This window comes from Candidatus Mancarchaeum acidiphilum, assembly GCF_002214165.1.
In the GTDB taxonomy this organism is placed as follows: domain Archaea; phylum Micrarchaeota; class Micrarchaeia; order Micrarchaeales; family Micrarchaeaceae; genus Mancarchaeum; species Mancarchaeum acidiphilum.
This window is the reverse complement of the sequence record NZ_CP019964.1, coordinates 164,057-187,345: the sequence shown is the minus strand read 5'-3', so window position 1 is coordinate 187,345 and position 23,289 is coordinate 164,057. Positions and strand designations below refer to the sequence as shown.

The window sequence follows — 23,289 nt, the reverse complement described above, 5'->3', positions numbered from 1 at the left end:
AATAGCAACATGTTATGGCTCATAGTTTTAAAGGTAATAGTCATGGATAAATCAAATTTGGATAACACGATAGAAGAAGATGAAAATCTGGCAGAAGAAGTATGTAAAATATCTTATGAAGCACTCTTGAAAGCAAGAGATATGATTAAGCCCGGAGTAAAATTGCTTGATGTTGCTGAAGCTACGGAGTCTTATGTTATAGGCAAAGGTTATGAAGTTGCGTTTCCTTTAAACCTTTCGATAGACAACGAAGCTGCACATTATACACCAAGTTATATGGACGACAAGGTTTTTGGTGAAAAGGATCTTGTGAAAGTAGATTTCGGCGCGGCTAAAAATGGTTATCTGGGTGATTGTGCATTGACTGTAGATCTGTCTGGGGAGTATGGCAAACTCGTTGATGCCACCAAGGAAGCTTTGGAAAATGCGGTCAGCATTGTAAGGGCAGGAAGGAAAGTAAAAGAGATAGGGAAGGAGATTAATAGCACATTTGAAAGATTGGGGTTCAGGCCCATAGAGAACCTTGGAGGACATGGAGTTAACTTGCATGAGCTGCACGCAGAACCATTCATCCCAAATTATGATAATGGTGACGATGCAGAACTTGAAGAGGGAAGGCGTATAGCTATAGAGCCATTTGCTACGCTTAAGCAGAGTAGAGGTTTGGTTACAGAAACGGATGTGGCTGAAATTTATAGTTTCTCGGATAACATATCGCCCCGCCTTCCTGCGGCAAGGCATGTATTGAGCAGTATAATGGAAAAATACCCAAGCGAGCCGTTTGCCGCAAGATGGCTTTCAGAAGGGATGAAATCAAAGTTTGAACTATATTCAGGCATAAGAGAATTGGAGAAAATAGGGGCACTGGATTCATATCCTGTACTCGCAGAGGTTAGCCGCGGAATGGTAGCCCAGACGGAATTTGAGCTCTTGGTAGAAAAGGATAGCTGTAAGGTTTTGACTAAGATTTGAAATTAATGGGTTTGTGTATTATGGCGACAGGAGACTGGCTGGGAACTTATCTTATAAGATATAAGGGAGTACTTGCTACTATCCTATACAACAAGAGCAACACCAACGGAAAACTTGTCTTGCTTGCATATGGAATGCCCGGATTTCCGCCTAAGATATCTGATGGGTATATAATAAAACTGGTTAAGCTGGGCTTTTCCGTTGGTATACCTGAGTATCTTGGCACTTTTGACAGCTCTGGCAGATTCAATTTTGAAAATGCCGCTACAAGCTTGGCCGTTGTTGCTTCCGGAATCAAGGAGAATAAATGTACTGATTTGATTTCTTCTAGTCCTGTCTCCCTTGATATAGAGCATGTAACACTGATAGGTGCCAGCTTTGGCGGAAGCGTTGTCCTAGTTGCGGCTGCTAAGTCATATTCTGTAGATTCCGTTCTGGCTATTGCTCCTGTCACCGATTATTCTAAAAAATTTATGGAATATTATGGAAATGAATCCGTAGATTCAACCATGGATTTATTATCGAAATTGCAGAAATTTACTTGGAAGTTTGACAAAAAAGATGTAAAACTTTTAAATGAAGGTAAGCTTGATATCAACCCTTTAAGGCATATGCATGAACTTAAAAGCAAGAGAGTGGCACTTTGGCACGGAAAACTAGATAGAAGCGTCAATTACTTAAGCTCTGTTGACTTTTTTTACAGCTTGAAGTTCTTTGGCTGTGATGCTGAACTAAACTTATTCCCCAGGTACAGGCATATGGGGCTTGGAATGCTGAACAATAGAAATCTGCAGGCCAAGCTGATCAAATGGTTATAACTTTATATTGGAGTTGATGACCTTATCTCTTTGATTGTTTCGTCATCATGAGAATAGATATAAGGCGATAGGTCCAAGTTTGGAGGGCTCTTCTTGAGCTTGCACTTGTAATTTTCCCTTAACAATTTATCAACTTCCAAATTATAGCTGTCCCAATTAATCCCTAGTGACTCTGCGTATTCTCTCTCTATATTTGTGGCTATCTCGTGTGCATAGGGATATTCATAGTCATCATCAAGAAGCCATTTTTCAGGAAGTTCATGGTGGCGGCCTATGCTTTCGAGAAGGCTTACCTTAGTATTGCCTATCATAATTTCAGGTGGCATGTTCGCTGATATGTAAATTGTTTTACCATCCAATGAATATCCTCCCGCATATTTAATATCAAATTCATGGCTGATTGAGACATCCAGCCCGGATTTATAAAGAAGCACATTACCCACTTTTTTGCCATCTATATATACATCCTTGTTATCAGATTCTATAATAGAACCATCTTTAAGGGGCATTGGCAGAAGAAATTTTATATATGAAGGCAGAGCATATGCAATTGCCGACATTACGTAGTTGTCCAATTTTTTGGGAAGCCCCTTTTTGTTTTCTATTACCTTATATGATACCATATTCTAGATTAGGGACAATATAATATAAATTTTTCCCAAAATTTAGAGATAAAAACTGCAATTTTATCATTCAATGCTGCGAAAGGCCATTTTAAGGATAACTATTTAAAAATTAAACTTCATTAATATACTTGATTTTATGGAGCTGAATAAATTAAGTTATCCCGATTCTAAGATAAATTTTACAGTAAGGCATACATTTTCACAGTTTAATGGCTCTTTCTCAAAATTTGAATTAGTTATGGAGGGCAATACTGGTGATATTAATTCGTTGAAAGCCAATCTGTCTGTTGACATTAGCAGCCTTGATGCTGGTATACCTATGCTTACTAAGCACTTGATAACCAAGGAAGAATTTTTCAACGCCCCAAAGTACCCTAACGCCAACTTTGTATCGACAAAAGTAGAAAAGAAAAGCGAAGGAGTACTTCATGTGAAGGGAGATATGACAATTAAGGATATAACTAAGGAGATACATTTAGATGTCAATTATAAGGAAGATGAATCAGGAGTCGTAATAAATTTCAATACTGATCTCAAGAGAAGTGATTTTGGATTAAGGACAAAAACGTTTTTAGATCGTTTTGGGATTATATCAAATACTGCAAAGGTATCCGGTGTCTTTAAATTCCTTAAATAAATTTTGTGATTCTGTGGACTATTCGGATACGACAATTATATTGCCTGTAAAAAACGAACCTTATGCAAAGGAGGTTTTGGGTGAAGTGATAAGCTCTTTGCCCCATTCTAAAATAATAATAGCTTATTCTGGGAATGTTAATGATTTGAAGAAGTATGGCAGTAAGAAACCTAATGTGATATTTTTAAAGCAAAATGGTAATGGGAAAGGTAATGCGTGCATATATGCATTCAAATCTATAAGGACTAAATTTGTAGGGCTTATAGATACAGACGGAACCTATGATGTAAAGGACTTAAGGAAGGCAATCAATCTGATACGTAAAGGAGGAGACATGATTATTGGGAGAAGGATTGCCAGTGAACATGGAGCTATGCCTTCATATATAAAGTTTGGAAATTGGGTTATCACACAGACTGCGAATCTTATTTATGGAATGCACCTTAAGGATTCACAAACTGGGCTTAGAGTGATAAAGGTTTCCTCATTGAAGACACTTAATCTTTATGAACAGGGGTTTGGAATCGAGAGCGAGATAAACATCAAAATGCACAAAAAAGGATATGTCACCAAAGAGATACCTATAAGTTACCATAAAAGGAAAGGGGGGCACTCAAACCAGCTTAAATTACTTGACGGATTAAAACTGCTTGCGATAGACTTTAAATTTATGTCAAAAGATAAATGATATTATTCCGGAGTATATTTAAGGTGAAATCCTTTTCCTGTCCCTTGGGAACATTGCGCATTCCCTTATGTTCTTCATTCCCGTTATCTGCATTGCCAGTCTCTCCAGCCCTATGCTCCATCCGGCGTGAGGCGGCGCACCACATCTAAATGCGTCTACATAGGATTTGAAGTTGTTGGGATCCATTCCTCTTTCTTTTATGGCGTCCACAAGCATATCAGCTATATGTATCCTCTGTGCACCGCTTGATATCTCCATTCCTTTATATATTAGATCGTAGCTATGGCTTAGCTCTTTATTGTTCTCGTTTGGCATTGAGTAGAAGGCCCTTACTTTAGTCGGGAATTCGGTCACCAGAACGGATTCGCCAAAATACTTCTCTATCGCTTTTTCGTGCTCTCTGGAGAAATCGTCGCCAAATTCTATGCTTTCGCCTTTCTCTTTCAGCTTCTTTACTACTTCTGCATACTCTATTACTTTTGTTTCAGGCACTTTAAGCTCAATGCCTAATACCTTTAAATCACTGTCATTCCTTCTTACTACTTCGCTAATTATGAACTCCAAGGTATCTTTTAGAAGCTTTTCTGCGTCATTGTAGTCCGAAAATCCAATCTCGACATCCATCTGTGTTATCTCGTTGAGGTGATACAGATCATTTGATTTTTCCGCCCTGTAAACTGGCATTATCATGAATACCTTATCCAATCCTCCGATAACTGCCATTTGCTTATACAGCTGAGGAGATTGGGCCAAATATGCCTTTTCTTCGAAATACTGCAATGGGAATAAATCCGCACCTCCCTCTGTAGCTTCAGCCACTATGGAAGATGTCCGTATCTCATTAAATCCTTTATTATATAGGAAATTTCTGAAAGAGTTTAGTATGGTAGATTCTATTTTAAAGATCGCTTCTGTTTGAAGCCGCCTTAGGTCTATATACCTATAGTCCAATCTTGTATCAAGCTCTGCAGGAACCTTTCCCGTCGTTTCAAATGGTATGACCTTGCTTATTGGATTTAAGTTGGTTATCTTTGTTGGTATTATCTCAAACCCAATCTTTGCTTCTGGATTGATCTTGACAATCCCTTCTACTGATATTACACTTTCTTTTGGTATATCCATTGACTCGATTATATTTTTATCGCAAGTGCCTGCTTTTCCTGTAACCTGTATGATGCCGGTGATATCACGGAGAAGTAGGAATGTTACATTTTTCAACTTTCTGACTTCATGTACCCATCCTGCTAAAGTTACCTTTTGGTTATCCATCTCCTGCGTTATCTCAGATACATAATTAGATCGAATCAAAAAATCACTTAATTTAAGGCATTTGAAAAATATTAAAAATAATCCTTTACTCTAGAGAGTTATTTCATAAGAGTTATGTTTATGGAGCTCACTTTAGATTTGCTGCCATCTTCATTTGTCAGCTCTTCGGATGCAGTAGAGATATCTTTCTGCTTTACATCTGTCAGGAACTTGTTTATGACTATCTCTTTTACATCAACAGCTTTTGATATTGAATTCCCTCTTGCTTTTATAGAAACCTCATTCATGCCATTGTTGAACTGCGTAACTACCGCTAATACATAGTTCATTGTAGGCTTCTTTCCTATATAGACAATATTTGTTTCATTTGTTTTTCTGCCTTCTTCTTCAGTTCTTGTTTCATCGTTTGCTACGTTCATTTCGTCTGCCATTCTATCATCTCTATTTGATGCTTATTATTAATTGCAATAATAACCTATTTAAATTTTTGTAGGCACTGCCTTATCTTGCTCGTTTTTATTATTTTGCTTTAGAAGGTTATCTGAAAGCGTATCTATCGTTGATTCCTCCTTCTTGATATCCACATTTACGCCTAGGTCCTTTAGTTCATGCAATGGGTAAGCAATTGCAACCTTGAGCATAAGCCTTATTTCTTTTTCGACTTCCAAATCCTTTGTTATAGAGATTTCGTATTTTACTGAAGCCTCAATCAGGCTTAGCAGATCCTCTGATATCTTCAAAACCCTGCTTTCGCTAATACTCCCATTTTTTATCATGTTGCGTGTTTCTTCCAAAGCCCACTTCAAATCTCCGTTTTCATCTATATATACCTTTCCAAAAGACCTCATAAACTCAGGCATCACAAAGTAGAATACTTTATAGAATACCTGGCCGAATATTGCACTGTAGGAGTACCTCATTATCATGTAGAGTGCTATAAATCTCTCTTCCCACTGGTCAAGATTCATTATATATGAGAAGACATCTTTAATAATCTGGGGTGGTTCCTCAGGCTTTCTCATTAGTCCGTCCATAAGGTTCTTTATAGCTCTTAGGTGCCTTTTTTCTGCTTTGCCCACATTTATGAAATGCTTTACATAGTTTACGTGCACCGGATCCGGCCGTGATGACCAGCTTTCGGCCATCAGTTCAACTTGCTTTTCGCCATAATAGAACAAGCTAAGGATTTTGGATATGTCAGACATGCTGAATTTAATGCCATTTGGCAAGATTACATATGTGCTTGTAACAGACCCCCTTTTACGCTTTACATTTATAAAGCTGGTAGCCCTTTTCATTGAATTTAATGGATCCTCCCTGATGTACGCGTCTACGTAATCGCTTATCCATAGTGGCATGTTGTAATTTTTCAATACTTCTTTTATACCTCTTTGCATGACCATATTTTCACCAGATTCAGGTTATTTTTTACCTTTACTGCTAGATCTCTTTAGTATTCTGAATATTATGTAAATTACTACTATTATGATTATTAAAGCGTATATGTAGTTTATAAAACTATCAGCTGAACTTTTTTTACTTGAACTATATACCTCCACATAATAGTTGTTTGTTCCTGAGAATTCTTGGGTTGGTCCTCCATTGGGCTGCAACCATTCCTCGTATATTGTTATGGGGTATGATCCTGCAGTTGCCTTTGAATCGACATTAACATAGAATGTCACGTTGACAGATTGCCCTGGCTGCAAGGCATTTACATAGGAATTTGAGTCTACCGGGGTTATTGGATATACTGATTCAAAACTCAGGGTCATCTCCTGTGCCTCTTCGTTTCCGGTGTTTTTTATCTGCAGTGTTACAGGAACATCTGTAGCTCCTGGCAATAGGGTATCGCTCAAGTTCTCTATATTGATTATTGCAGATTTCTGCACGGATATATTTATACTAAAGTTTCTTGATGTTGAGTTTTTCAGATTCGCATTTGAATAAGTCAACTCTATAGGCAATTTTGTGCTGTTTCCTTCAAATTCCCTTCCCAACTTTATGTATATTGGCTCTGTGTTAGAGCTTCCAGGCTCAAGTGTTGGAATGAAGAACTTGTCCATGCTTCCATAAGTTATATTCTGGTTTGGGAGCAATGACAATGTCAGATTTTTAGCAGTGCCTAATCCAGAGTTGCTTATCAGCAGGGTTATAGTCTGGTTTCCTCCGGAGTATAACGTTTCTGGAACAGATGAGCTTGTGCTTACAGATATTTCAGGGCTGTTGATAAGCACATTTATTGGCAGTGTCTCATTTTCCACAGTTTTGTTCCCAAACATGTTCTCATATACTAGTGTGGCATTTATATCCTGTACCCCAGAGGTTATCCCTCTCGATACATAAGCCTGTGCAGATAAATCTGTAGATTGTGAATTTGGCAGATCGGATATGCTGAATTTGCTTTGCCCTATAAATTTCAAATAAGTAGAATTATGCAGTATTACTGTTACATTGTCAGCTACCCCATTCCCAAGATTGGTAAGGTCAATTTCCAGATTGGCATCGGATTCTGGAACAATTGGATTGGCCTGCTGTATGCTGGCGCTTAAAACAGGCTTTCCGTATATGTATATATAGATAGGCATTTCGGATTCACCTGGCTCTGATGTTGTGAATGTCGGTGTTTCTGCAAATTTTGACCTATATGTAGCAACTGCGTCTATTTCATATTCTCCCGCAGGTATATTCTTTGGGACTCTAAATGTGAAGTAAAAAACGCCGTCATTATCTGTGCCCTCTCCTATATTGTATATTATATTGCTATACACAGGAGAGAAATTAAGCATAGGGTTCTGAGAGAGTAGCTGCAGGTTGATGTCATATAATGAATGCGAATAGGAATTATATAGGTTGAACGAGATGGTTGCATTCTCTCCGGCCACTAAAGGAGATGGAGATATTTGTAGATTTGTTATTGATAATGCACCGCTTACCTGCGATAACCCTTGGGCTGATGAAATGCCCGCCAAACCTAGAACTATTATGCATAATGAAATCAAGCTTATTTTATACATTTTATCACTCATTTTCCTATAGTGGTGCTGAACAGCTTAAAGCTCAATAATAGCACTACCACCGAGAATGCTATCAGAACTGAAAAATCTAATATCGCAGAATTGATTGGGTAATATCCGTACATCATGATATACCTTATACCACTTGCGGAATATGTCAATGGATCTATTACGCTGAGAGGGTATAGCCACGAGGGCAATGAGGATGTGGGGAAAAATGCTCCAGATATGAACCAAAGAGGTAATGTTATTGCATTTGCAATTATCGAATATACCTCGATCTTTGAGATTCTTGATGCAAGTATTATCGTTATCGCAGAAAATGCTACCGCAGTCAATGCGATAAGCACTAGTATTATTGCAACGCCTGCTATGCCCATGGCTACGGTAGCACCATCAAGCAGCCCTATCAAAATAGCTATTACTCCATATATCAATGCTTGGGTTGTTCCGGACATTATCTTCCCTAATATGATTGACAGTTTATTTATTGGAGTTATCAGGAATGACTTTAAGTTGCCTAACTGCCTATCGGTTATAATTGACATACCTCCACCGAACATGGATCCAAAAACGGCGACCATTACTATTACACCGCCAACCAGGAATGTCCTGTAACTGGCATCCGCGGCATATGCTGGGTCTGAAACCACCTGATCAGGAGAGGAAGTTGACGAGTACTCTATAGGCTTTCCTATATTCGATTCGTACTGCTCTGCCAATGACTCTATTATATTAACTGAATTTCCAAGGTCGGCAAAATTGTTTGCATAATATATGTATATTCCAGGATTTTGCGTGTTTAAGCTTGGGAAACTTGGGGATATTACCACAACATCTGTAATTTGGCCCGCCTTCAATGCGGATAATGCAGCTTGCTGTGTCGTAAGCATTTCAACGTTTAGGTCATTGTTTGATTGTAGTGACTGTACAAAGTTATAAGCTGATGGATTTGAGGCATAGTTTACTACACCTATGTTTGTTATTATATCGGAATTTGCCCCGAGGTTGCCAAGCATCAATATAAGCACTAATGGGAATATCAGCGACCTAATTAGGTTTGTCCTAAGCTTGCTTTTGAATATCAGCATTTCCCTTTTGTATATAATTAAAGAATCGCTTACGATACTCATTTTTTGGACCTCATTTGAATTTGTGGCTTCCCCTCCGCCTTATCCCTTAATCCGGTTCCGGTAAGCTTTATGAATACGTCATCAAGTGTTGGGAGGTGCATGCTTATCCCCAATATCGGTATATTCTCCTTTATCAGCTCTTTTGTTATATCGGAGAATTTCGCTATCTCTCCTTTTTCGATTGCTGCTGTTACTATATCTATTTTGACTACGGGAGACAGCCCAAAATCTTCCAGCACTGAAGCAACTTTGCCTGTAGCATCCGATTGCGTTACTATCTCTACTATGTCCCCCGAGCTGACAGATGCTTTAAGCTCGGATGCTGTGCCTATTGCTTTTATTTCTCCTTTGTCTATTATTGCTATCCTGTCGCATAGAGCATCGGCTTCCTCAAGGTACTGTGTTGTAAGCAGCACTGTGATGCCTTTCTTATTCAGGCTACGTATCTTTTCCCATAATGCTGTCCTGTTCTGGACATCCAGTCCTGTAGTTGGCTCGTCCAAAATTATTATCTTTGGATCTTGTATCATCGATCTTACCAGTGCAAGCCTTCTCTGCATTCCACCCGACATTGAGCCTGCTTTGTAATCTGCAAAATCCGTCAGTTCTGCATCTTTTAAGCTTTCTGCTATTTTATCTTTTATGTTTTCTATGTGGTATAGTTCTCCAAATATCTCAAGGTTCTGGCGGGGTGTCAGATCCTGCTCCACTACTGTCTCCTGTGTCATGAAGCCTATCATCTTCTTTGCCCTGTGAACCTCCTTGTGTATATCTATTCCATAAAGATTTATCGAGCCTGAAGTTGGAGTAAGCAATGTCAGTATCAGGTTTAGAGTTGTGCTTTTTCCAGCACCGTTAGGCCCCAAAAGCCCAAATATCTCTCCCTCCTTCACGTTGAATGATATATCTCGGACAGCGGTAAAATCTCCGAACTTCTCAACTAAGTTTTTAATTTCTAGCGCATTTTTTACCATGGGATACATCCTAGCTCAAATTCTAACTCGAATTTGTATAGTTGACACGATTCAGATTATTTTATAAGGCTTGTGACTGTTTTTACAAGCTTATGGAAATCTTTTTTTATCACATTTAAGGCTTTTTTGCCATCGGGAGTTATGTGGTAATATTTCTTTATCTTGCCATCGCTCTTTATTGCTTCCGATTCTATATAACCTGCTTTTTCCAATACTGATATTATGTTGTATACATCATTTTTGATGGAACCCTCTTCGGTTAAATTCGACAAAAGTGGAGATTTCTTTATCTTTTTTATTATATCGTAAGGGTAAGCCTTTTTGTCTTGGTCAATTTTTTTCAAGATGAACAGCTTTAGCAGTATGTTGTGGAATTCACGGTATTTGTATTTTTTGGTTTCTTTTTCCCCCATTATATGACCATTAATAGTTTTTATTTAAACTAATATTTAAAGTAAAGAAATATTAAGATTTGCTTTTTTGTTGCGTCTAAAAATTTTAGATTTAAAAAATAAAAATAAGTGCACCTTAATCAGACATCATCTGAAGTGTAAAGGAGCATTGACCCGTATTTGCGTGCTATCTGGCTTGATCTTACCCCATATATTGATTTTACACTCTTTTTGTTTGCCAGATCAACGAGCCTCTGTGTTATTATTCCGTCAAACACTATGGATTCGATATTGTCTATATCCTGTATTGACTGGATAAGCTCACGGATAGGAACTTCGGCTATTAGCTTTTTGTCAGAGCCATAAATTCTTCCTCTAAGGGTGTTTTTAAGTTCTGACAAGGAAGCTATCATGCTTTCCTCGGGCTTTAACTTAACTTTCTCTACCAGTTCTGCTGGCTTTTCCTTAAGCTCCTCCTTTGCTGCTTGTTTCTTGATAGATTGCTGCCTTTCCGGTGCAGGCCTCTGATTTTCTTCCACTTCTTTTTTGGCAGGGACTGCTTCAGGCTCTTTGTTCTCGACCTTGGGTTCCCTGCTTGTTTCTACATGGATCTTATCTTCTTCTGCGTCTACTGGTGGCTCTGGTCCTCTCAACTGCTTCTTTTGTTCCTGTGGTTCTGCTGGCTTTGAATACTGTGGATAGTTATGGTTGTTCTTGAACCTTGGCCTGTCCTTATTATAGTTGTTGTTTGCACTTTCCTTATTATTTCCCCTGCTCTCAGAGTTATGGTTGCTCTCAGGCAGGCTGATTTTGTATACAACTGCTGCCTGCTCCATAGGCATCTTTGATCTTAGGGCTTTTATTATCTCTTTTCTTGTGAGCTCTTCTACCTCCTTGCCATCCGGTGCCCTTGCTACATAATCGATATCAGCTACGCTTGCTATATTCTTGACTATCATGGTACCGCCATGATCTCCGTCAGTGAATACAGTAACCTCTTTTTCGGTAGCTAGTTTTATCAGGCTCTTTGGTATGTCCGTAGTAGCTCCTCCCACTGCGATTGCATTTGCTATGTCGCTACGCAGCAAATTAACCACATCAGCTCTCCCCTCCACTATTATTATGCTTGAACTTTTGTCTATATCAGGGCCAGCAGGCAGATTCTCGGGGCCATAATTTATTACTGTGCTGGACTTTACTTCAGACTCGACCATATCGCTTATCTCTTTGCTATCTGGTATGACGTTTTCCATGAGAGATTTTAGAAGATCCTTTGCACGGTTTATTACATGGGCTCTCTTCTCATTCCTTGTGTCCTCTATCTTTAGCACCTTGAAATTTGTTTCGTATGGGCCTACCCGATCAACAGATTCTATTGCGGCTCCTAATATACATGTTTCTACCCTGTCCAATGAGGAAGGGAGTACAAGCGTACCGGATGTTTTCCCGGAATTGGATGAACTCTCTATTTCTATCCTTCCGATCTTGCCGTTCTTCTGCAAATCCCTTAGATCAAGGTCTTCTCCAAGCAAACCTTCGGTTTGCCCAAAAATAGCGCCTATTATATCAGGCTTTTCTACTGTCCCATCTATATCAAATTTTGCTTCTATTACATACTTTACAATGTCTATATACGACTTTGCCATTAAATTCACTTGTCTTTTGCTTTAGAAATAGTCATTCGGCTTTACAGCATTACTTCTCTTGCTATGCACTTATGCTCACTGTGTTTAAATCAATTTGTGGCATTAGATATGCCGCATATGATGATTTGTTAATAATTGATAACATTGTAAACGCCATAAAGTTTTAAGTATGACTATTTTCAATATTCATTAAGGACTAACAGATATAAAAATGTTTGTCTGGTTGCAATAAATAAATGAACATTCGGTTAGGTTGGCTGCTTTTCAAGGCTACCAATTCCTATATTAGGAGCAATACCGGAAGGAGGGATATTCCTTACTAATATATAAAGCATCTTGCCACTGCTGCCACTTGGATAAATAAAAATAGGGCCTTCCGAATAGTTGAAGTAGTAATTTCCTTTTTCTGTGAAATTTTCCCAGGTATCTGATTTCGGATATACGTAAGCCTCTTTTTCGGTATAACTGTTAAATTTCGGCAAGCTCTCAATATATCCAGAACCTGCAGATGAAAATGTGAGCCCATTGTCTACAGTGTAGATTGCATCGGGCGTTGTGTTCCATTTTGCATTGTTTAATACAACTCCGTTGAAATCGCTGTAAAAATCGAACACCTTGTCACCATTGTCATATCCTGCATATGGTAGACTAAGCTGAGGTGCCTCTCCTGAATAATCCCCACTGTAATTTGCAGTTTTTGGTAGAAATTCCATGGTTATGGGGATTGATTCATCAGAATATAAAGATACCGGCAATTTTACCCAAAACGTGGCCTGTGAAAAAGATGAGCTGCAGTTATCTTGGCACCAGCTGTAAAGCTCTTTGCCATTGTAATAGAATCTTATATTTCCTAAATTTTGTGTTTCTGCACTACGGAAACTAGCAGGATCTATAGTTATATTGGCTTGGTAACCTGCAGGTATCTTTCCTCCTGAATTGGTTATTGATATATTGGCATAGTATGGATCGTAAGAGTAGTTTAAGTCGGCTGCCTGTACCCTAAAGGACCCGTCAAAGGTAAAATTTGCAGGCTTACTCAAGCAGTTCACGTCAGAAAGATTCTGTGGAGGGGCTGAACAGTAATCGGATTTAAGAACAAAAAGCCCATCGTATTGATTGCCTATTACAGGAGTAAAATTATTGAAATATGCATAGCAGTATATTTTCTGTCCACCCTCACTTACATTTGGGGTGCAGAAACCATAATTGCTATTGTAAGTGCCTATTTTTACTGAGAAGTTGGTTATTTTGACGGAACCTGGCTCAGTGTCAGAAGCTATCAGTGTGAACACGCTGCCTATCTTTGTAGAGTAGTTTACAGAATACCCAGAGCTTAGGCAATCGAATCCGTTATAGAAATCACATTGTGAAGGGATTATAGACTTTGGCAGCGATATATATGCAAAGAGCAACGATATCACAATTCCTATTATCAGTATTACAAATCCGTAAGTAGATAAAAACTCAACAGCACTTTGTGATTTCAGCTGCTTGGATAGCATGATTTAATATTAATATACAATTATATAAATGTTATATAAAACAGCAAGGTAGATAATTTTGAACCTTCCCCATATTAAAAAATCACTAGGCCAAAATTTCCTGAATAACCGTAATATAGCTGCTATTGAATCTGAATATGGCAGAAACAGGAATGTGATAGAGATTGGTCCAGGCAGGGGGATATTGACAGAGGAGCTTTGCAAAAGGGCAAAATCCGTACTTGCGGTTGAAAAGGATTCTTCGTTGTATGAGGAATTGCTGAGCTCTCTCGCATATGAGCCTAACTTGACTTTATTAAATATGGATTTCTTTGAATTTGACATTGATGCGAGCAAATACGAAATTATAATATCAAACATACCCTACAATCTGTCAAGTAAAACATTGAAGTGGCTTGCGGATAACCACAAGGAAGCCCTGTTGTGCGTGCAGAAAGAATTTGCGGAAAGGCTTACCGCAAAGCCAGGGGAAAGGAATTATTCTAAATTGAGTGTATTCGCACAGCTGAATTTTTCAGTATACAAGATAATGAAAGTCAAAAGGGGCTCGTTTTATCCTGTCCCAAAGGTGGATTCTGAAATAATTTATTTAAAGCCTGTAAAAAATAAGGTCTCTGCATCTGAATACAGGATATTGGACCTTATAATGGAGCACAAGAAAAAGATCCTGAAGAACGCTATTTTGGATTCTCAAAAAAACTTGGGATTGACACAAGAAAGGATAGCGCAGGTAATGAGAATCTTGAATGAAGACAATAACCTTAAAGGGATTGATCTTTCAAAAACTAAAGTGTTCAAGATAAATCCTGAAGCACTGCTTAAGATCTCCCAATTTATAAATCAATATTTAGAGCTATAAATTTAGGCACGGCCCGTATTTTATTGTCGAAGATAATTGCTTGGATTGTTTTGATACCTGCATTTGTTGGATTTTGACAATTAATAAGTAAGCTTTTTAAAGTTTTGCAAAAAAACACAGAATGAAGATGATTTATAATGCCAATTGCAGAATCTGATAGCAGTGAATCTGAAAGTGGCAGCTCGATAAAGTCGGAGATAAAATCCCTTTTGAAGTTTTTCTATATAAATGAGGTTCCATCTTATGGAAACAATTTCTTCTTTACATTAGGCGTTTATTTATTGGAACTCTTCGCCATACTTGCAGTTACTGGAATAATAATGCTTATATTTGGACCTTACTGGTGGGACCTTACAACAGTAGGTGCATTTGTAAGGAGCATACATCTTTGGGCGGCAGAGGCATTTGTTACTATTATGTTCTTGCATTTATTTGTGCAGTTCTCAACTTCTGCTTACAAGCAAAAAAAGCTCGTATGGATGATAGGAGTAGTTTTATTGCTGCTTGTTTTATTGGAATATGCTTTTGGAATAGGTCTGGAAGGCGGCTTTGTATCCCAGTGGAATGATAAGGCAGGGGCGGACTTATGGGATGGATTAGGCTTGGGTTATTGGATTAACCCCCTTAATAATGGCGCACTGCTTGGATGGCATGTCGCAATAGTCCCTATATTGCTCATATTCCTTATCTTTACCCATTTTATGCTTGTCAAGAACAAAGGATTGAACAAGCCTTATAAGAAAGGGATACCTTATACAATGGTTCCTGCGGACCACAAGTCAATGTACAAGCGCATGGTTTATATATTTGCGATTGTGCTTGTTTTTGCAATACTCCTGCGCTCTCCTTATGTGCCGCCTTTGACTATACAAAGCGTTGCGCAATCAAATCCGAATATAATGGCGATAACACTGCTAAGCGAGTTGAATCAAAGCTCACATACAGCGACATACCTTGATACCATAGATCCATATACGTTCAACACTTCAACAGTATATGTTGTATCTCCATATGACACATACATCAATTCTTCTTATAATGCAAGAAATTATATGGCGGAATATTTGTCTGAAAGCCCAAAGGAACGCAGCATAAGCTTTTCGGAAGCCAATTCTTTCTTCAGCAAAAATTGGTCAATGCAGGATGCATCACAGTCTTCTGATCCATTAATAGTATCTATAGCAGAATTGGTGAAGATGGCCCAAGCGGGCACTTACCAGGAGATCCTTCAGAGCGAGGAGACAAGCGGCTTAAATTATACTTATGTTATAAGATTTCTATCTGACACCAGAGAGTTTCAGAGCACTGCAAGCGCTTATGGGTTGAGGACCGTCCAATGGGGCATGCTCAAAGCAGGTGGAATGTGGTGGCAGGTTGGGAGCTATTGGATGGCGCCATACGATTACATGGAGATAATTACATCAGGACTGCCATGGTGGAATGACCTTGAAAATGGGATAGTTGCGACAGTGGCCTTAATACTGCTTTTATTCCTTCCGTATTTGCCTTATCTTAGGGACATACCAGACAAGCTCAGACTTTATAAAATCTTCTGGAACAGGTTCACGATACCTGAAATGAAGAAAATCAAGAAAAAGAAATGATTATCCTGAAATGCTTGGGCTTCAGTTATCCATATATTTTTCCATTAAAAAGCGAAGTGCCGCTGGCAGGATTTGAACCTGCGACGTTCCGGTATCTGAAATGAGTTACTTCAGCCGGACGCTCTCCCACTGAGCTACAGCAGCAAGTTTTCATAAGATTTAATCAGTTATTACTTAATCTACGAGTAATATAAAGAGGGATATGCAAAAAAAGTATATATACCTTTGTATCTTTCCCTTACTGGTAAAGCACTTCTTTGCCCTTTATGCATTACTAATATAAATTATAATTTGCAATGGTATATATATGGAAAATGACTTTTCGTTTATAGGCCAATGCTCTGAGCTTGTCAAATCAAAGGGCATTGAGGCTAGGGCTTACCAGATAAACATAATCAGGAGCATAATCAATGGAGGCAACACGTTGGTCGTGCTTCCTACAGGGCTTGGAAAAACTTTGATAGCGGTATTTTCAATTGCGTGCACCCTATATGATGGCAAAAAGGCATTGATGCTTGCCCCTACAAAGCCTCTTAGCGAACAGCACTTTAATTCTCTGCGCTCACTTCTAAATATAAATGAGGATGATATACTTCTTTTGACTGGAAAACTGCCAATCGCAAAGAGAAAGGTACTTGAGGAGAGGGCAAGGATTATAATAGCAACCCCACAGACAGTTGCAAATGACCTGAAATCCTCAAACCTTGACCTTGACCAATTTGGGATTGCTATATTTGATGAAGTTCATAGGGCAGTAGGCAGGTATGCATATACCTATGTGGCAGATAAATGCAAGGAAAAGAACATTAAAATATTGGGGCTTACAGCATCACCTGGGAATAGTAGGGACAAGATTATGGAACTGATTGACACCCTTGCAATAGACAATATAGAAGTTAGAACTCCAGAAGATCCTGACGTGGCACCTTACGTAAAAGAAAAAAATGTGACAAAGATATTGGTTGAGAAAGGGGAAACCGTAGAAAGGATTTCTTCTTTGCTAAAAGGACTAATTGAAGAGCACCTTTATGCTTTGTTCCATATAGGCTTGTGCCCGTTCAAGAAGCTGGAGTCTATCTCAAAAATGAGGATTTTGGACATCGGTAAAAACATAGACCAGCTTAAGGGAAGCAATTACAAATTCATAGCAATATTCCACTATATATACGTACTTGACCTGCTCCATGCTTACGACTTGGTAACCACAGAAGGCATTCAGCCATTCATGTCTTATATAGATTCGATAAGAAATAAAGAGAAGAAGAATCGGAGCGTGCAAAGCATGCTCAAAAACCATGTATTTTTGAAAGCGGTTGGCATAGCAGAAACAGCACTCAAAAACGGGGAGGAGCACCCGAAGATGAAAGCTCTTGTGCAGCTTATAACTGAAAATCACATAGACAACAAGATAATTATCTTTGCGCAGTACCGCTATACAATATCAAAGATAGTTGAAGTTTTGAACAATGCAGGCTTAAAAGCGATGGCCTTTGTAGGGAAAAAGGAAGGAGTGACACAGGATCAGCAGATGCAAGTTATAAAGGACTTCAGGGATGGGAAGTTCAACATTCTTGTAGCTACTTCTATTGGAGAAGAAGGCCTTGATATACCTAGCGTGGATACGGTGATATTCTACGAGCCAATAACTAGCTCTATAAGGAGCATACAAAGGAAGGGCAGGACAGGAAGATTCAATGTTGGAAACATATACGTGCTGATAACAAAGGATACAAAAGATGAAACATATTTCATGGTTTCAAGTTTCAGGGAGAAAAAGATGTATGATATGATACTTAGGATAAAGAAAAGCCTGGAGAGAATGCCAAAGCCGGCTGCGGCAAAGGCGGGCCAAAAGAGGCTTTTCTAATCTTTAGATTATAATGCTCATTTTAATTGTCGTGTTATAAATCAGCAGGTTAGGAATAAATTTATAACTTTAGCTGCTCAATTATTTATTGGCTTTTAGAAGAGTGGTTGCTTGCACAGATATGTAAAAGGAGCTAGGAGTGAGAGGGAGTTGATAAATTTCTTCTACAAGCTTAATTATTCCGTGATACGGTCCGCAGGAAGCGGAGTTAACTCGCTTAGCCCTGACATAATTGTTATAAAGAATAAGAAAGGGTTTGCATTCGAGTGCAAAGCCTGGGATAGATCGAGCCTGTCTATAGACAAGGATAGGTACAAAAGCCTCATGGATTGGGAAAGCAACACGGGAATGAATACATTTATAGCTTGGAGGATGAACATTAAAGGATGGTACTTCATAAAGCCAGAAGAGATGAATGAAACAGATAAGCATTACACCATAACAATGACGAATGCACTAAAGATAGGAAGGAACTTGAACTCCATAATAATATGATTTTGTCTGCCTCAGTAGCTCAGTAGTAGAGCGTCTGCATGGTAAGCAGAAGGCCGCGGGTGCGATTCCCGTCTGAGGCTGTCTAATTTTTATACACTTTATAATGTTGGTTGTTAGAATTCGGCTCTCAGATCTATATTATGGAAATCATTTCTTCTTTTCTTTTATAAATATCTTGTATAGTATGCCGCTTGCGCCTTGAAATATGCCCCCTATTATCAAAGGTATTGGCAGTGATATATCCATAAGGTACCCGCTTAACCCAGAACTCAACTGGGACATCCTGCTTGATACCCCGTTGAAGCTGGTAGCTGAACCGTAATCCTCTTTGTCTATGCCACGCACATTTAGGGCAGACCTGTTAGGGCTTCCAAAGCCTGCAAATATCGACCTCAATATATACATAAACCCGGCTATTATTACAGTAGGTGACAGAGCCATCGCTATCAGAATGATGCCGCTTGCTGTCCTGGTAATTGAAGAGACATTGAGAACATTGAAGCGGCCAAAGGATTTTGATGCGAGATAAGAACCAAGTGCGGTTGTAATATATGAGATTCCGAATATTATACCTACAGTTGTGGCACCCGTGCTATACATCAGTTCTATCCATAAAGGAAGCAGGGGCACGGAAATCCCTGTTCCGACTCCAGAGACTATATTGATCACCATTATTTTTGATATGTATTTGAAGCTCTCCTTCTTCATTATCTTTGATGTCTTCTTAGGCCTCTTGATTTCCTTGACAAATATTATGCTTATGAAGGATATTAGAAGCAGCAAGTCTGCGAAAAGGAAAAGGTACCTGTAAGCCATCAATGTGCCGACGTATCTTGATATAAACGATTCCGAAGCAAGCATAAATGATCCAAGGATGGAAAAAAGTGATGTGAGCATTGTAAGGATTCCTAATTTCTTGACTCTTATAGATTCGTTTTCATAGTTGCTTGCTATCAATGCGGTTAGGCCTGGTGAAAATAATCCCCTCATTCCACCAGCACCGCCGCTTAATCCTGTTATCACCATGGCGATTATTATAATATCCAAGCTGCTTGAATAGAACAGAAGGAATGCTCCTATTACAGGTAGCAATTCGGCTATCAGCAAGCTGTATTTATAGCCATATCTGTCCCCAAACATTCCAAGTGCCAGCGTTTCAATAACCGTGACAAGCATTATAGCCGCAATTATTATCCCTATAGTTACAAGTTTTAAGTTGAGCAGTTTTAAGTATAAAGGAAAGGCAAGCACCATGAATATTATTCCAGCGCTTCTGCTGGCTCTTGAATACTCAAGAAACTTAAAAGAACTATCTAGATCCATGGAAACCCCTATTTCAAGCTTTAGATATTTTTTATATCATATCTATTAATACTCTTATATTATTGGAAAATTTATAGGACTTTGAATTTAATGCAACGGTCGAGGAATAATTTAAATATATTGAATGGGATAATAATATAGATTCCGATGAGAGAAAGGACTAAAACAGGAATAAAAAATTTTGATGATATTGTAGGGGGTGGTATACCACAGGGCAACCAGGTTGCATTGGCAGGAGGGCCAGGGGCAGGTAAAACTCTTTTTTCATTTGAGTACCTTTACCATAATGCAAAAGCCGGAGAAGTAAGTCTGATGTTCTCGCTGGAAGAAACCTCTGACATGATAGTAGAGAATGCAAAAGCCGCTTTTCCGGAGTTTAAAGACATAGACGACTTGATAAGCCAGAACAAGCTAATTATTTATGGATCTGAAAAAACGGGACAGTATGTACAGAGAGATACCGATGGCGGAAGTTATTCTTTCAATGAATTGGTATCGGGAATAAGCTCTATTGCCAGTTCGTACAAAGCAAGCAATTTGGTAGTTGATTCTATAACGGTAATCAAGCTCATGATAAAGGACAAGCTGACGTATAGGCAGCTGACTATGGACCTTATTAATGGATTGCGCTCACAGAATATAACATCCTTAATGACAATAGAATTGAACACCGCAACAAGAGAGGATATACAGTTCAAACCAGAATTCTTCATGTATGATGGTATAATCTCGCTTTATCTGGAGGGTGGGAGCAACAATAGAGTCCCAATATTGGAGGTTATCAAGATGAGGGGCACGGACCATAGTTTCAGAACGTATCCTTATGAGATAAAAGGTGATGGTATAGCAGTCTTGTCATTGCCTCAGATAAAGGATTGAAAATTGGTGTGAATATAGATAGTGGAGTAGTAAATAGAATAAAAACAGGGGTTAAGGGGTTGGACAATATGGTTGGAGGAGGAATTCCGGAGGGATCGCAGATTCTTTTCTTGGGGTCTCCGGGAGCGGGAAAAACGCTTCTTTCGCTCGAAATATTATACCATAATGCAAAGCTTGAAATTCCGTCCACCTTCATTACCAATGAAGAAAGGAAGGGAGCATTGGTTAATAATATAAAAAATGCCTTTTATTCTTTCGACGATTATGAAGATTATATAAGCAGCAACATGATACAAATAAGCCACAGACCATTAATAGATGCATTCAAGAGCAGGGAGAACTTTGAAAAATTCATAAGCGATTGTGTATCAGATATACAGACCAATAAATCAAAATTAGTGATTTTTGATTCTATAAGCAGCTTAAGGCCTATCATGGAAGACGATAGGACATTTACAAGAGCAATAACCTATATGACCGAAGCTTTGAGGGATATTGGAGTGACCTCAATACTGACATATGAGGTTAATCAGAATGTTAGCAACAGCGATCCTTTAAGCATAGGGCTTTACAGCACATCAATGTTTGATGGAATAATGGTGCTTAGCATGAATCGCAGTGAAGGTGCTACACAGTATTCGATAGAAGTAACTAAGCTTAGGAATTCGGCACATAAATTATCAAGCTTGCCATACCAGATAACAGATTCAGGCTTTGATGTATTGTCAAATTGATGGTTTTTATGGAAGAAGGAAAAAGCTTAATGCAAATACTGAATGATGACATAGGGTTCACCAGGGATCTCATTTCTTTTTTGCTAACTGCGCAGGTTAAAAGAGGGTTAGCAGAAATAAACAGTTATATACCGGCAAACCTTGCAGGCAATGTACTCCCTTACTTTGTAGCTGCAGGGGTACTTGATATAACAGGAAAGGACATAAACAGAAATAATATAGAGCGCCTTTTCAATGCAATTGGAGTCCCAGTAAACAGGGATATCCTAAATGGCATTGCAAGCATAAAGTTCAAGAACCATCTTGTATACGTCATATCAATATTATTTATATTGACAAGCGGTCAAGAGGCAACAATGGACAAGATAATAAACATGGCAATAGCGTTTGATGTCGATCCTGATATAGCGCTTGCGAGAGAATCGGTTGACATATTCAACCAGGTTGGAAAAGAGCATGGATTCCCTGCTATAAAACTTGGTACTGCTTGATTTTGATTTTTGCTTATTCCTTTTACATCAGTGCCAAGAATAGGTAGTAAGGTATCTCGAACAACCCATTTTCTTTCTTTAACCTGTTTGAATTGAATACTACCCGATTCCTTGGGAAATCCATATGGTAAGAGTTATACTTTGCGCTGCCGCTTTTGACCTCTATACCTAAATCCATGCTAGGCAGGAAGAAATCTACCTCTACCCCCTCCTTCAAAGTGTATACTTGACCAAACCTTCGCATCAGCTCAACCCCTACAATGTTTTCGATTAATGGGCCCTGCATCAGGATCTCGGTCCTGTTATAGTTATTGTAAAAATCAGAAAACGCAATATAGGTTATTGGATCGGACAGATATGTTTTTCTTACTAATTTTGTTGGACTGTTATTTTTGATGTCAAATTTTAATACAGGCTTTATTATGCCAAGATCTAATAGCAGTTTATAATAGTACATCACCAACCTCTTTGGCAGCTTAGTATCAGATTCCATTGAATCAAAAGTATATATGCTGCCGCAGGAATTTGTTATGGCAAAAAGTAGTTTCTCTAGATCATAAGCAGGGACTTTAAGGCTTTCGAATTCTTGCATCAATGATTTTCGGTAATTATAGACTGCATCATATAGATCCTCTTTGTTCTTGTAATCCACTATCGAGCTTATAAATCCGCCGGATCTTGAATATGACGAGAACAGGTCCTTAAAAAAGCTCTCGTTGCCTGAATCCCTTATTGCACAAGCCTGCAAGTATATTTTCTCCATATATTTAGGGTTGGATTTTGCTATAATTGGAAGAGATGCTAAATAACCTTTAATATCGTGCTTGCCGAATTTCAATATATAGTCTCTGAAAGTGATAGGGCTTATAGTATAGTGCTTTGCTCCTGTTGAAAGCTTTGTAATATGCCTGTTGCTTGTGCTTGACGGCAGGAACCTTGTTGATATAAATAGTTTCTTTATGCTTTTGGAGTTGTTTATTGTGCTGAATAGTAGTTTTCCTTTATCTAAGGAAAATTTCAGATATGGGTCTATCCCGCTTACAAATACATCCAGCTTGCTAGGGCTTTTCTTTATCTCCCTGAATATACTTATTACGTCAGAATCCCCCAAATTTTCAAAAGGCACATACACCATATTTCTCTTAGATCTTCTGCGGTTTACATACCCATATAGAATTTGCTTTATAATAGATTCGTTATAATCTGTATTTGTTATTATCAGCTTTTGGCCGTTTTTGAGCTCAGGGAGCTTGTACAATTTGCTGTAATAAGCGAGGTATTTGGTTTTTTTGGCATTCCGGTATTTACTGCTCCACCAAGGATTGTAAGCGGACAGTAGATTATCGTTTAATTGTTGCTTCAT

The 23,289-nt window shown here is 38.6% G+C and carries 23 protein-coding genes and 2 tRNA genes; 12 read left to right on the top strand and 13 right to left on the bottom strand.

Translation table 11 applies throughout. The annotated features are described in order from the left end of the window. Nucleotides 1-42: 42 nt before the first annotated feature. Together map and Mia14_RS01010 are read left to right on the top strand one after the other, a co-directional pair. A complete protein-coding gene (map, locus tag Mia14_RS01015; RefSeq protein ID WP_157891418.1) occupies nt 43-972 on the top strand; it encodes a type II methionyl aminopeptidase in 930 nt (309 codons plus the stop codon). A gap of 20 nt (nt 973-992) precedes the next feature. Next, the gene (locus tag Mia14_RS01010; RefSeq protein ID WP_157891417.1) at nt 993-1,790 is read left to right on the top strand and encodes an alpha/beta hydrolase family protein; all 798 of its coding nucleotides are present in this window, start codon (nt 993-995) and stop codon (nt 1,788-1,790) included. A gap of 2 nt (nt 1,791-1,792) precedes the next feature. Here the strand turns inward: Mia14_RS01010 and Mia14_RS01005 are convergent, their stop codons facing one another. Next, a complete protein-coding gene (locus tag Mia14_RS01005) occupies nt 1,793-2,413 on the bottom strand; it encodes a hypothetical protein (RefSeq protein ID WP_088819704.1) in 621 nt (206 codons plus the stop codon). Between the two features lie 139 nt (nt 2,414-2,552). Between Mia14_RS01005 and Mia14_RS01000 the strand changes: the two genes are divergently transcribed. Beyond that, on the top strand, nt 2,553-3,053 hold the full coding sequence (locus Mia14_RS01000) for a YceI family protein (RefSeq protein WP_088819703.1): 501 nt from the start codon (nt 2,553-2,555) through the stop codon (nt 3,051-3,053). A gap of 13 nt (nt 3,054-3,066) precedes the next feature. Next, entirely contained in the window at nt 3,067-3,741 is a 675-nt protein-coding gene (locus Mia14_RS00995) for a glycosyltransferase family 2 protein (RefSeq protein ID WP_157891416.1), read from the top strand. 18 nt (nt 3,742-3,759) lie between these two features. On the opposite strand, the gene aspS is transcribed toward Mia14_RS00995, so the two are convergent. The 9 genes from aspS to Mia14_RS00950 all read right to left on the bottom strand — a co-directional run bounded on the left by aspS (nt 3,760) and on the right by Mia14_RS00950 (nt 13,674). Continuing rightward, the gene (aspS, locus tag Mia14_RS00990) at nt 3,760-5,049 is read right to left on the bottom strand and encodes an aspartate--tRNA(Asn) ligase (protein WP_088819701.1); all 1,290 of its coding nucleotides are present in this window, start codon (nt 5,047-5,049) and stop codon (nt 3,760-3,762) included. A 59-nt stretch (nt 5,050-5,108) separates the two neighbouring features. Further along, the gene (albA, locus tag Mia14_RS00985) at nt 5,109-5,429 is read right to left on the bottom strand and encodes a DNA-binding protein Alba (RefSeq protein ID WP_088820601.1); all 321 of its coding nucleotides are present in this window, start codon (nt 5,427-5,429) and stop codon (nt 5,109-5,111) included. A gap of 60 nt (nt 5,430-5,489) precedes the next feature. After that, entirely contained in the window at nt 5,490-6,413 is a 924-nt protein-coding gene (locus Mia14_RS00980; RefSeq protein WP_088819700.1) for a hypothetical protein, read from the bottom strand. 18 nt (nt 6,414-6,431) lie between these two features. Then, complete coding sequence (locus Mia14_RS00975; RefSeq protein ID WP_198539383.1) at nt 6,432-8,027, bottom strand: COG1361 S-layer family protein; 1,596 nt, start codon at nt 8,025-8,027, stop codon at nt 6,432-6,434. A gap of 8 nt (nt 8,028-8,035) precedes the next feature. Next, nucleotides 8,036-9,160: an ABC transporter permease gene (locus Mia14_RS00970; protein WP_088819698.1), complete on the bottom strand. Its 1,125-nt coding sequence runs from the start codon at nt 9,158-9,160 to the stop codon at nt 8,036-8,038. After that, a complete protein-coding gene (locus Mia14_RS00965; RefSeq protein ID WP_157891415.1) occupies nt 9,157-10,134 on the bottom strand; it encodes an ABC transporter ATP-binding protein in 978 nt (325 codons plus the stop codon). The genes Mia14_RS00970 and Mia14_RS00965 overlap by 4 nt, the downstream gene beginning before the upstream one ends. 56 nt (nt 10,135-10,190) lie before the next feature. Then, a complete protein-coding gene (locus Mia14_RS00960; protein WP_088819696.1) occupies nt 10,191-10,547 on the bottom strand; it encodes a PadR family transcriptional regulator in 357 nt (118 codons plus the stop codon). A 119-nt stretch (nt 10,548-10,666) separates the two neighbouring features. Next, complete coding sequence (dnaG, locus tag Mia14_RS00955) at nt 10,667-12,172, bottom strand: DNA primase DnaG (RefSeq protein WP_088819695.1); 1,506 nt, start codon at nt 12,170-12,172, stop codon at nt 10,667-10,669. Between the two features lie 248 nt (nt 12,173-12,420). Continuing rightward, nucleotides 12,421-13,674 carry a hypothetical protein gene (locus Mia14_RS00950; protein WP_088819694.1) on the bottom strand — a complete coding sequence of 418 codons (1,254 nt, stop codon included), beginning with the start codon at nt 13,672-13,674 and terminating at the stop codon, nt 12,421-12,423. A gap of 58 nt (nt 13,675-13,732) precedes the next feature. On the opposite strand from Mia14_RS00950, the gene rsmA reads away from it, so the two are divergent. Both rsmA and Mia14_RS00940 read left to right on the top strand, forming a co-directional pair. Next, entirely contained in the window at nt 13,733-14,533 is an 801-nt protein-coding gene (rsmA, locus tag Mia14_RS00945) for a 16S rRNA (adenine(1518)-N(6)/adenine(1519)-N(6))-dimethyltransferase RsmA (protein ID WP_157891414.1), read from the top strand. Between the two features lie 137 nt (nt 14,534-14,670). Then, on the top strand, nt 14,671-16,137 hold the full coding sequence (locus tag Mia14_RS00940) for a cytochrome b N-terminal domain-containing protein (protein WP_088819692.1): 1,467 nt from the start codon (nt 14,671-14,673) through the stop codon (nt 16,135-16,137). Nucleotides 16,138-16,194: 57 nt separating this feature from the next. Here the strand turns inward: Mia14_RS00940 and Mia14_RS00935 are convergent. Beyond that, a tRNA-Phe gene (locus Mia14_RS00935) sits at nt 16,195-16,281 on the bottom strand. Nucleotides 16,282-16,444: 163 nt separating this feature from the next. Between Mia14_RS00935 and Mia14_RS00930 the strand changes: the two genes are divergently transcribed. The 3 genes from Mia14_RS00930 to Mia14_RS00920 all read left to right on the top strand — a co-directional run bounded on the left by Mia14_RS00930 (nt 16,445) and on the right by Mia14_RS00920 (nt 18,579). Beyond that, entirely contained in the window at nt 16,445-18,004 is a 1,560-nt protein-coding gene (locus Mia14_RS00930) for a helicase-related protein (protein WP_088819691.1), read from the top strand. Nucleotides 18,005-18,115: 111 nt separating this feature from the next. Beyond that, nucleotides 18,116-18,499 carry a Holliday junction resolvase Hjc gene (gene hjc / locus Mia14_RS00925; protein WP_088819690.1) on the top strand — a complete coding sequence of 128 codons (384 nt, stop codon included), beginning with the start codon at nt 18,116-18,118 and terminating at the stop codon, nt 18,497-18,499. Between the two features lie 8 nt (nt 18,500-18,507). Next, nucleotides 18,508-18,579, top strand: a tRNA-Thr gene (locus Mia14_RS00920). A gap of 67 nt (nt 18,580-18,646) precedes the next feature. Here the strand turns inward: Mia14_RS00920 and Mia14_RS00915 are convergent. Next, entirely contained in the window at nt 18,647-19,822 is a 1,176-nt protein-coding gene (locus Mia14_RS00915; RefSeq protein WP_088819689.1) for an MFS transporter, read from the bottom strand. A 147-nt stretch (nt 19,823-19,969) separates the two neighbouring features. Between Mia14_RS00915 and Mia14_RS00910 the strand changes: the two genes are divergently transcribed. Genes Mia14_RS00910 through Mia14_RS00900 form a run of 3 tightly spaced genes read left to right on the top strand, consistent with a single transcriptional unit; the run spans nt 19,970 to nt 21,926 of the window. After that, a complete protein-coding gene (locus Mia14_RS00910; RefSeq protein ID WP_088819688.1) occupies nt 19,970-20,701 on the top strand; it encodes an ATPase domain-containing protein in 732 nt (243 codons plus the stop codon). Next, nucleotides 20,698-21,435 (top strand): DUF7125 family protein, encoded by a 738-nt coding sequence (locus Mia14_RS00905; RefSeq protein ID WP_088819687.1) that lies wholly within the window; start codon nt 20,698-20,700, stop codon nt 21,433-21,435. The genes Mia14_RS00910 and Mia14_RS00905 overlap by 4 nt, the downstream gene beginning before the upstream one ends. 8 nt (nt 21,436-21,443) lie before the next feature. Next, nucleotides 21,444-21,926: a hypothetical protein gene (locus Mia14_RS00900; RefSeq protein ID WP_088819686.1), complete on the top strand. Its 483-nt coding sequence runs from the start codon at nt 21,444-21,446 to the stop codon at nt 21,924-21,926. A 22-nt stretch (nt 21,927-21,948) separates the two neighbouring features. Here the strand turns inward: Mia14_RS00900 and Mia14_RS00895 are convergent, their stop codons facing one another. Beyond that, nucleotides 21,949-23,289, bottom strand: coding sequence for a DUF4143 domain-containing protein (locus Mia14_RS00895; protein ID WP_088819685.1), 1,341 nt, complete (start codon nt 23,287-23,289; stop codon nt 21,949-21,951).

Coding starts and splice junctions, on each gene's coding strand:
- map (WP_157891418.1), top strand. CDS start 43: ATGGATAAATCAAATTTGGATAACACGATAGAAGAAGATGAAAATCTG.
- Mia14_RS01010 (WP_157891417.1), top strand. CDS start 993: ATGGCGACAGGAGACTGGCTGGGAACTTATCTTATAAGATATAAGGGA.
- Mia14_RS01005 (WP_088819704.1), bottom strand. CDS start 2,413: ATGGTATCATATAAGGTAATAGAAAACAAAAAGGGGCTTCCCAAAAAA.
- Mia14_RS01000 (WP_088819703.1), top strand. CDS start 2,553: ATGGAGCTGAATAAATTAAGTTATCCCGATTCTAAGATAAATTTTACA.
- albA (WP_088820601.1), bottom strand. CDS start 5,429: ATGAACGTAGCAAACGATGAAACAAGAACTGAAGAAGAAGGCAGAAAA.
- Mia14_RS00980 (WP_088819700.1), bottom strand. CDS start 6,413: ATGGTCATGCAAAGAGGTATAAAAGAAGTATTGAAAAATTACAACATG.
- Mia14_RS00975 (WP_198539383.1), bottom strand. CDS start 8,027: ATGTATAAAATAAGCTTGATTTCATTATGCATAATAGTTCTAGGTTTG.
- Mia14_RS00970 (WP_088819698.1), bottom strand. CDS start 9,160: ATGAGTATCGTAAGCGATTCTTTAATTATATACAAAAGGGAAATGCTG.
- Mia14_RS00965 (WP_157891415.1), bottom strand. CDS start 10,134: ATGGTAAAAAATGCGCTAGAAATTAAAAACTTAGTTGAGAAGTTCGGA.
- Mia14_RS00960 (WP_088819696.1), bottom strand. CDS start 10,547: ATGGGGGAAAAAGAAACCAAAAAATACAAATACCGTGAATTCCACAAC.
- dnaG (WP_088819695.1), bottom strand. CDS start 12,172: ATGGCAAAGTCGTATATAGACATTGTAAAGTATGTAATAGAAGCAAAA.
- Mia14_RS00950 (WP_088819694.1), bottom strand. CDS start 13,674: ATGCTATCCAAGCAGCTGAAATCACAAAGTGCTGTTGAGTTTTTATCT.
- Mia14_RS00940 (WP_088819692.1), top strand. CDS start 14,671: ATGCCAATTGCAGAATCTGATAGCAGTGAATCTGAAAGTGGCAGCTCG.
- Mia14_RS00930 (WP_088819691.1), top strand. CDS start 16,445: ATGGAAAATGACTTTTCGTTTATAGGCCAATGCTCTGAGCTTGTCAAA.
- Mia14_RS00915 (WP_088819689.1), bottom strand. CDS start 19,822: ATGGATCTAGATAGTTCTTTTAAGTTTCTTGAGTATTCAAGAGCCAGC.
- Mia14_RS00910 (WP_088819688.1), top strand. CDS start 19,970: ATGAGAGAAAGGACTAAAACAGGAATAAAAAATTTTGATGATATTGTA.
- Mia14_RS00900 (WP_088819686.1), top strand. CDS start 21,444: ATGGAAGAAGGAAAAAGCTTAATGCAAATACTGAATGATGACATAGGG.
- Mia14_RS00895 (WP_088819685.1), bottom strand. CDS start 23,289: ATGAAGCAACAATTAAACGATAATCTACTGTCCGCTTACAATCCTTGG.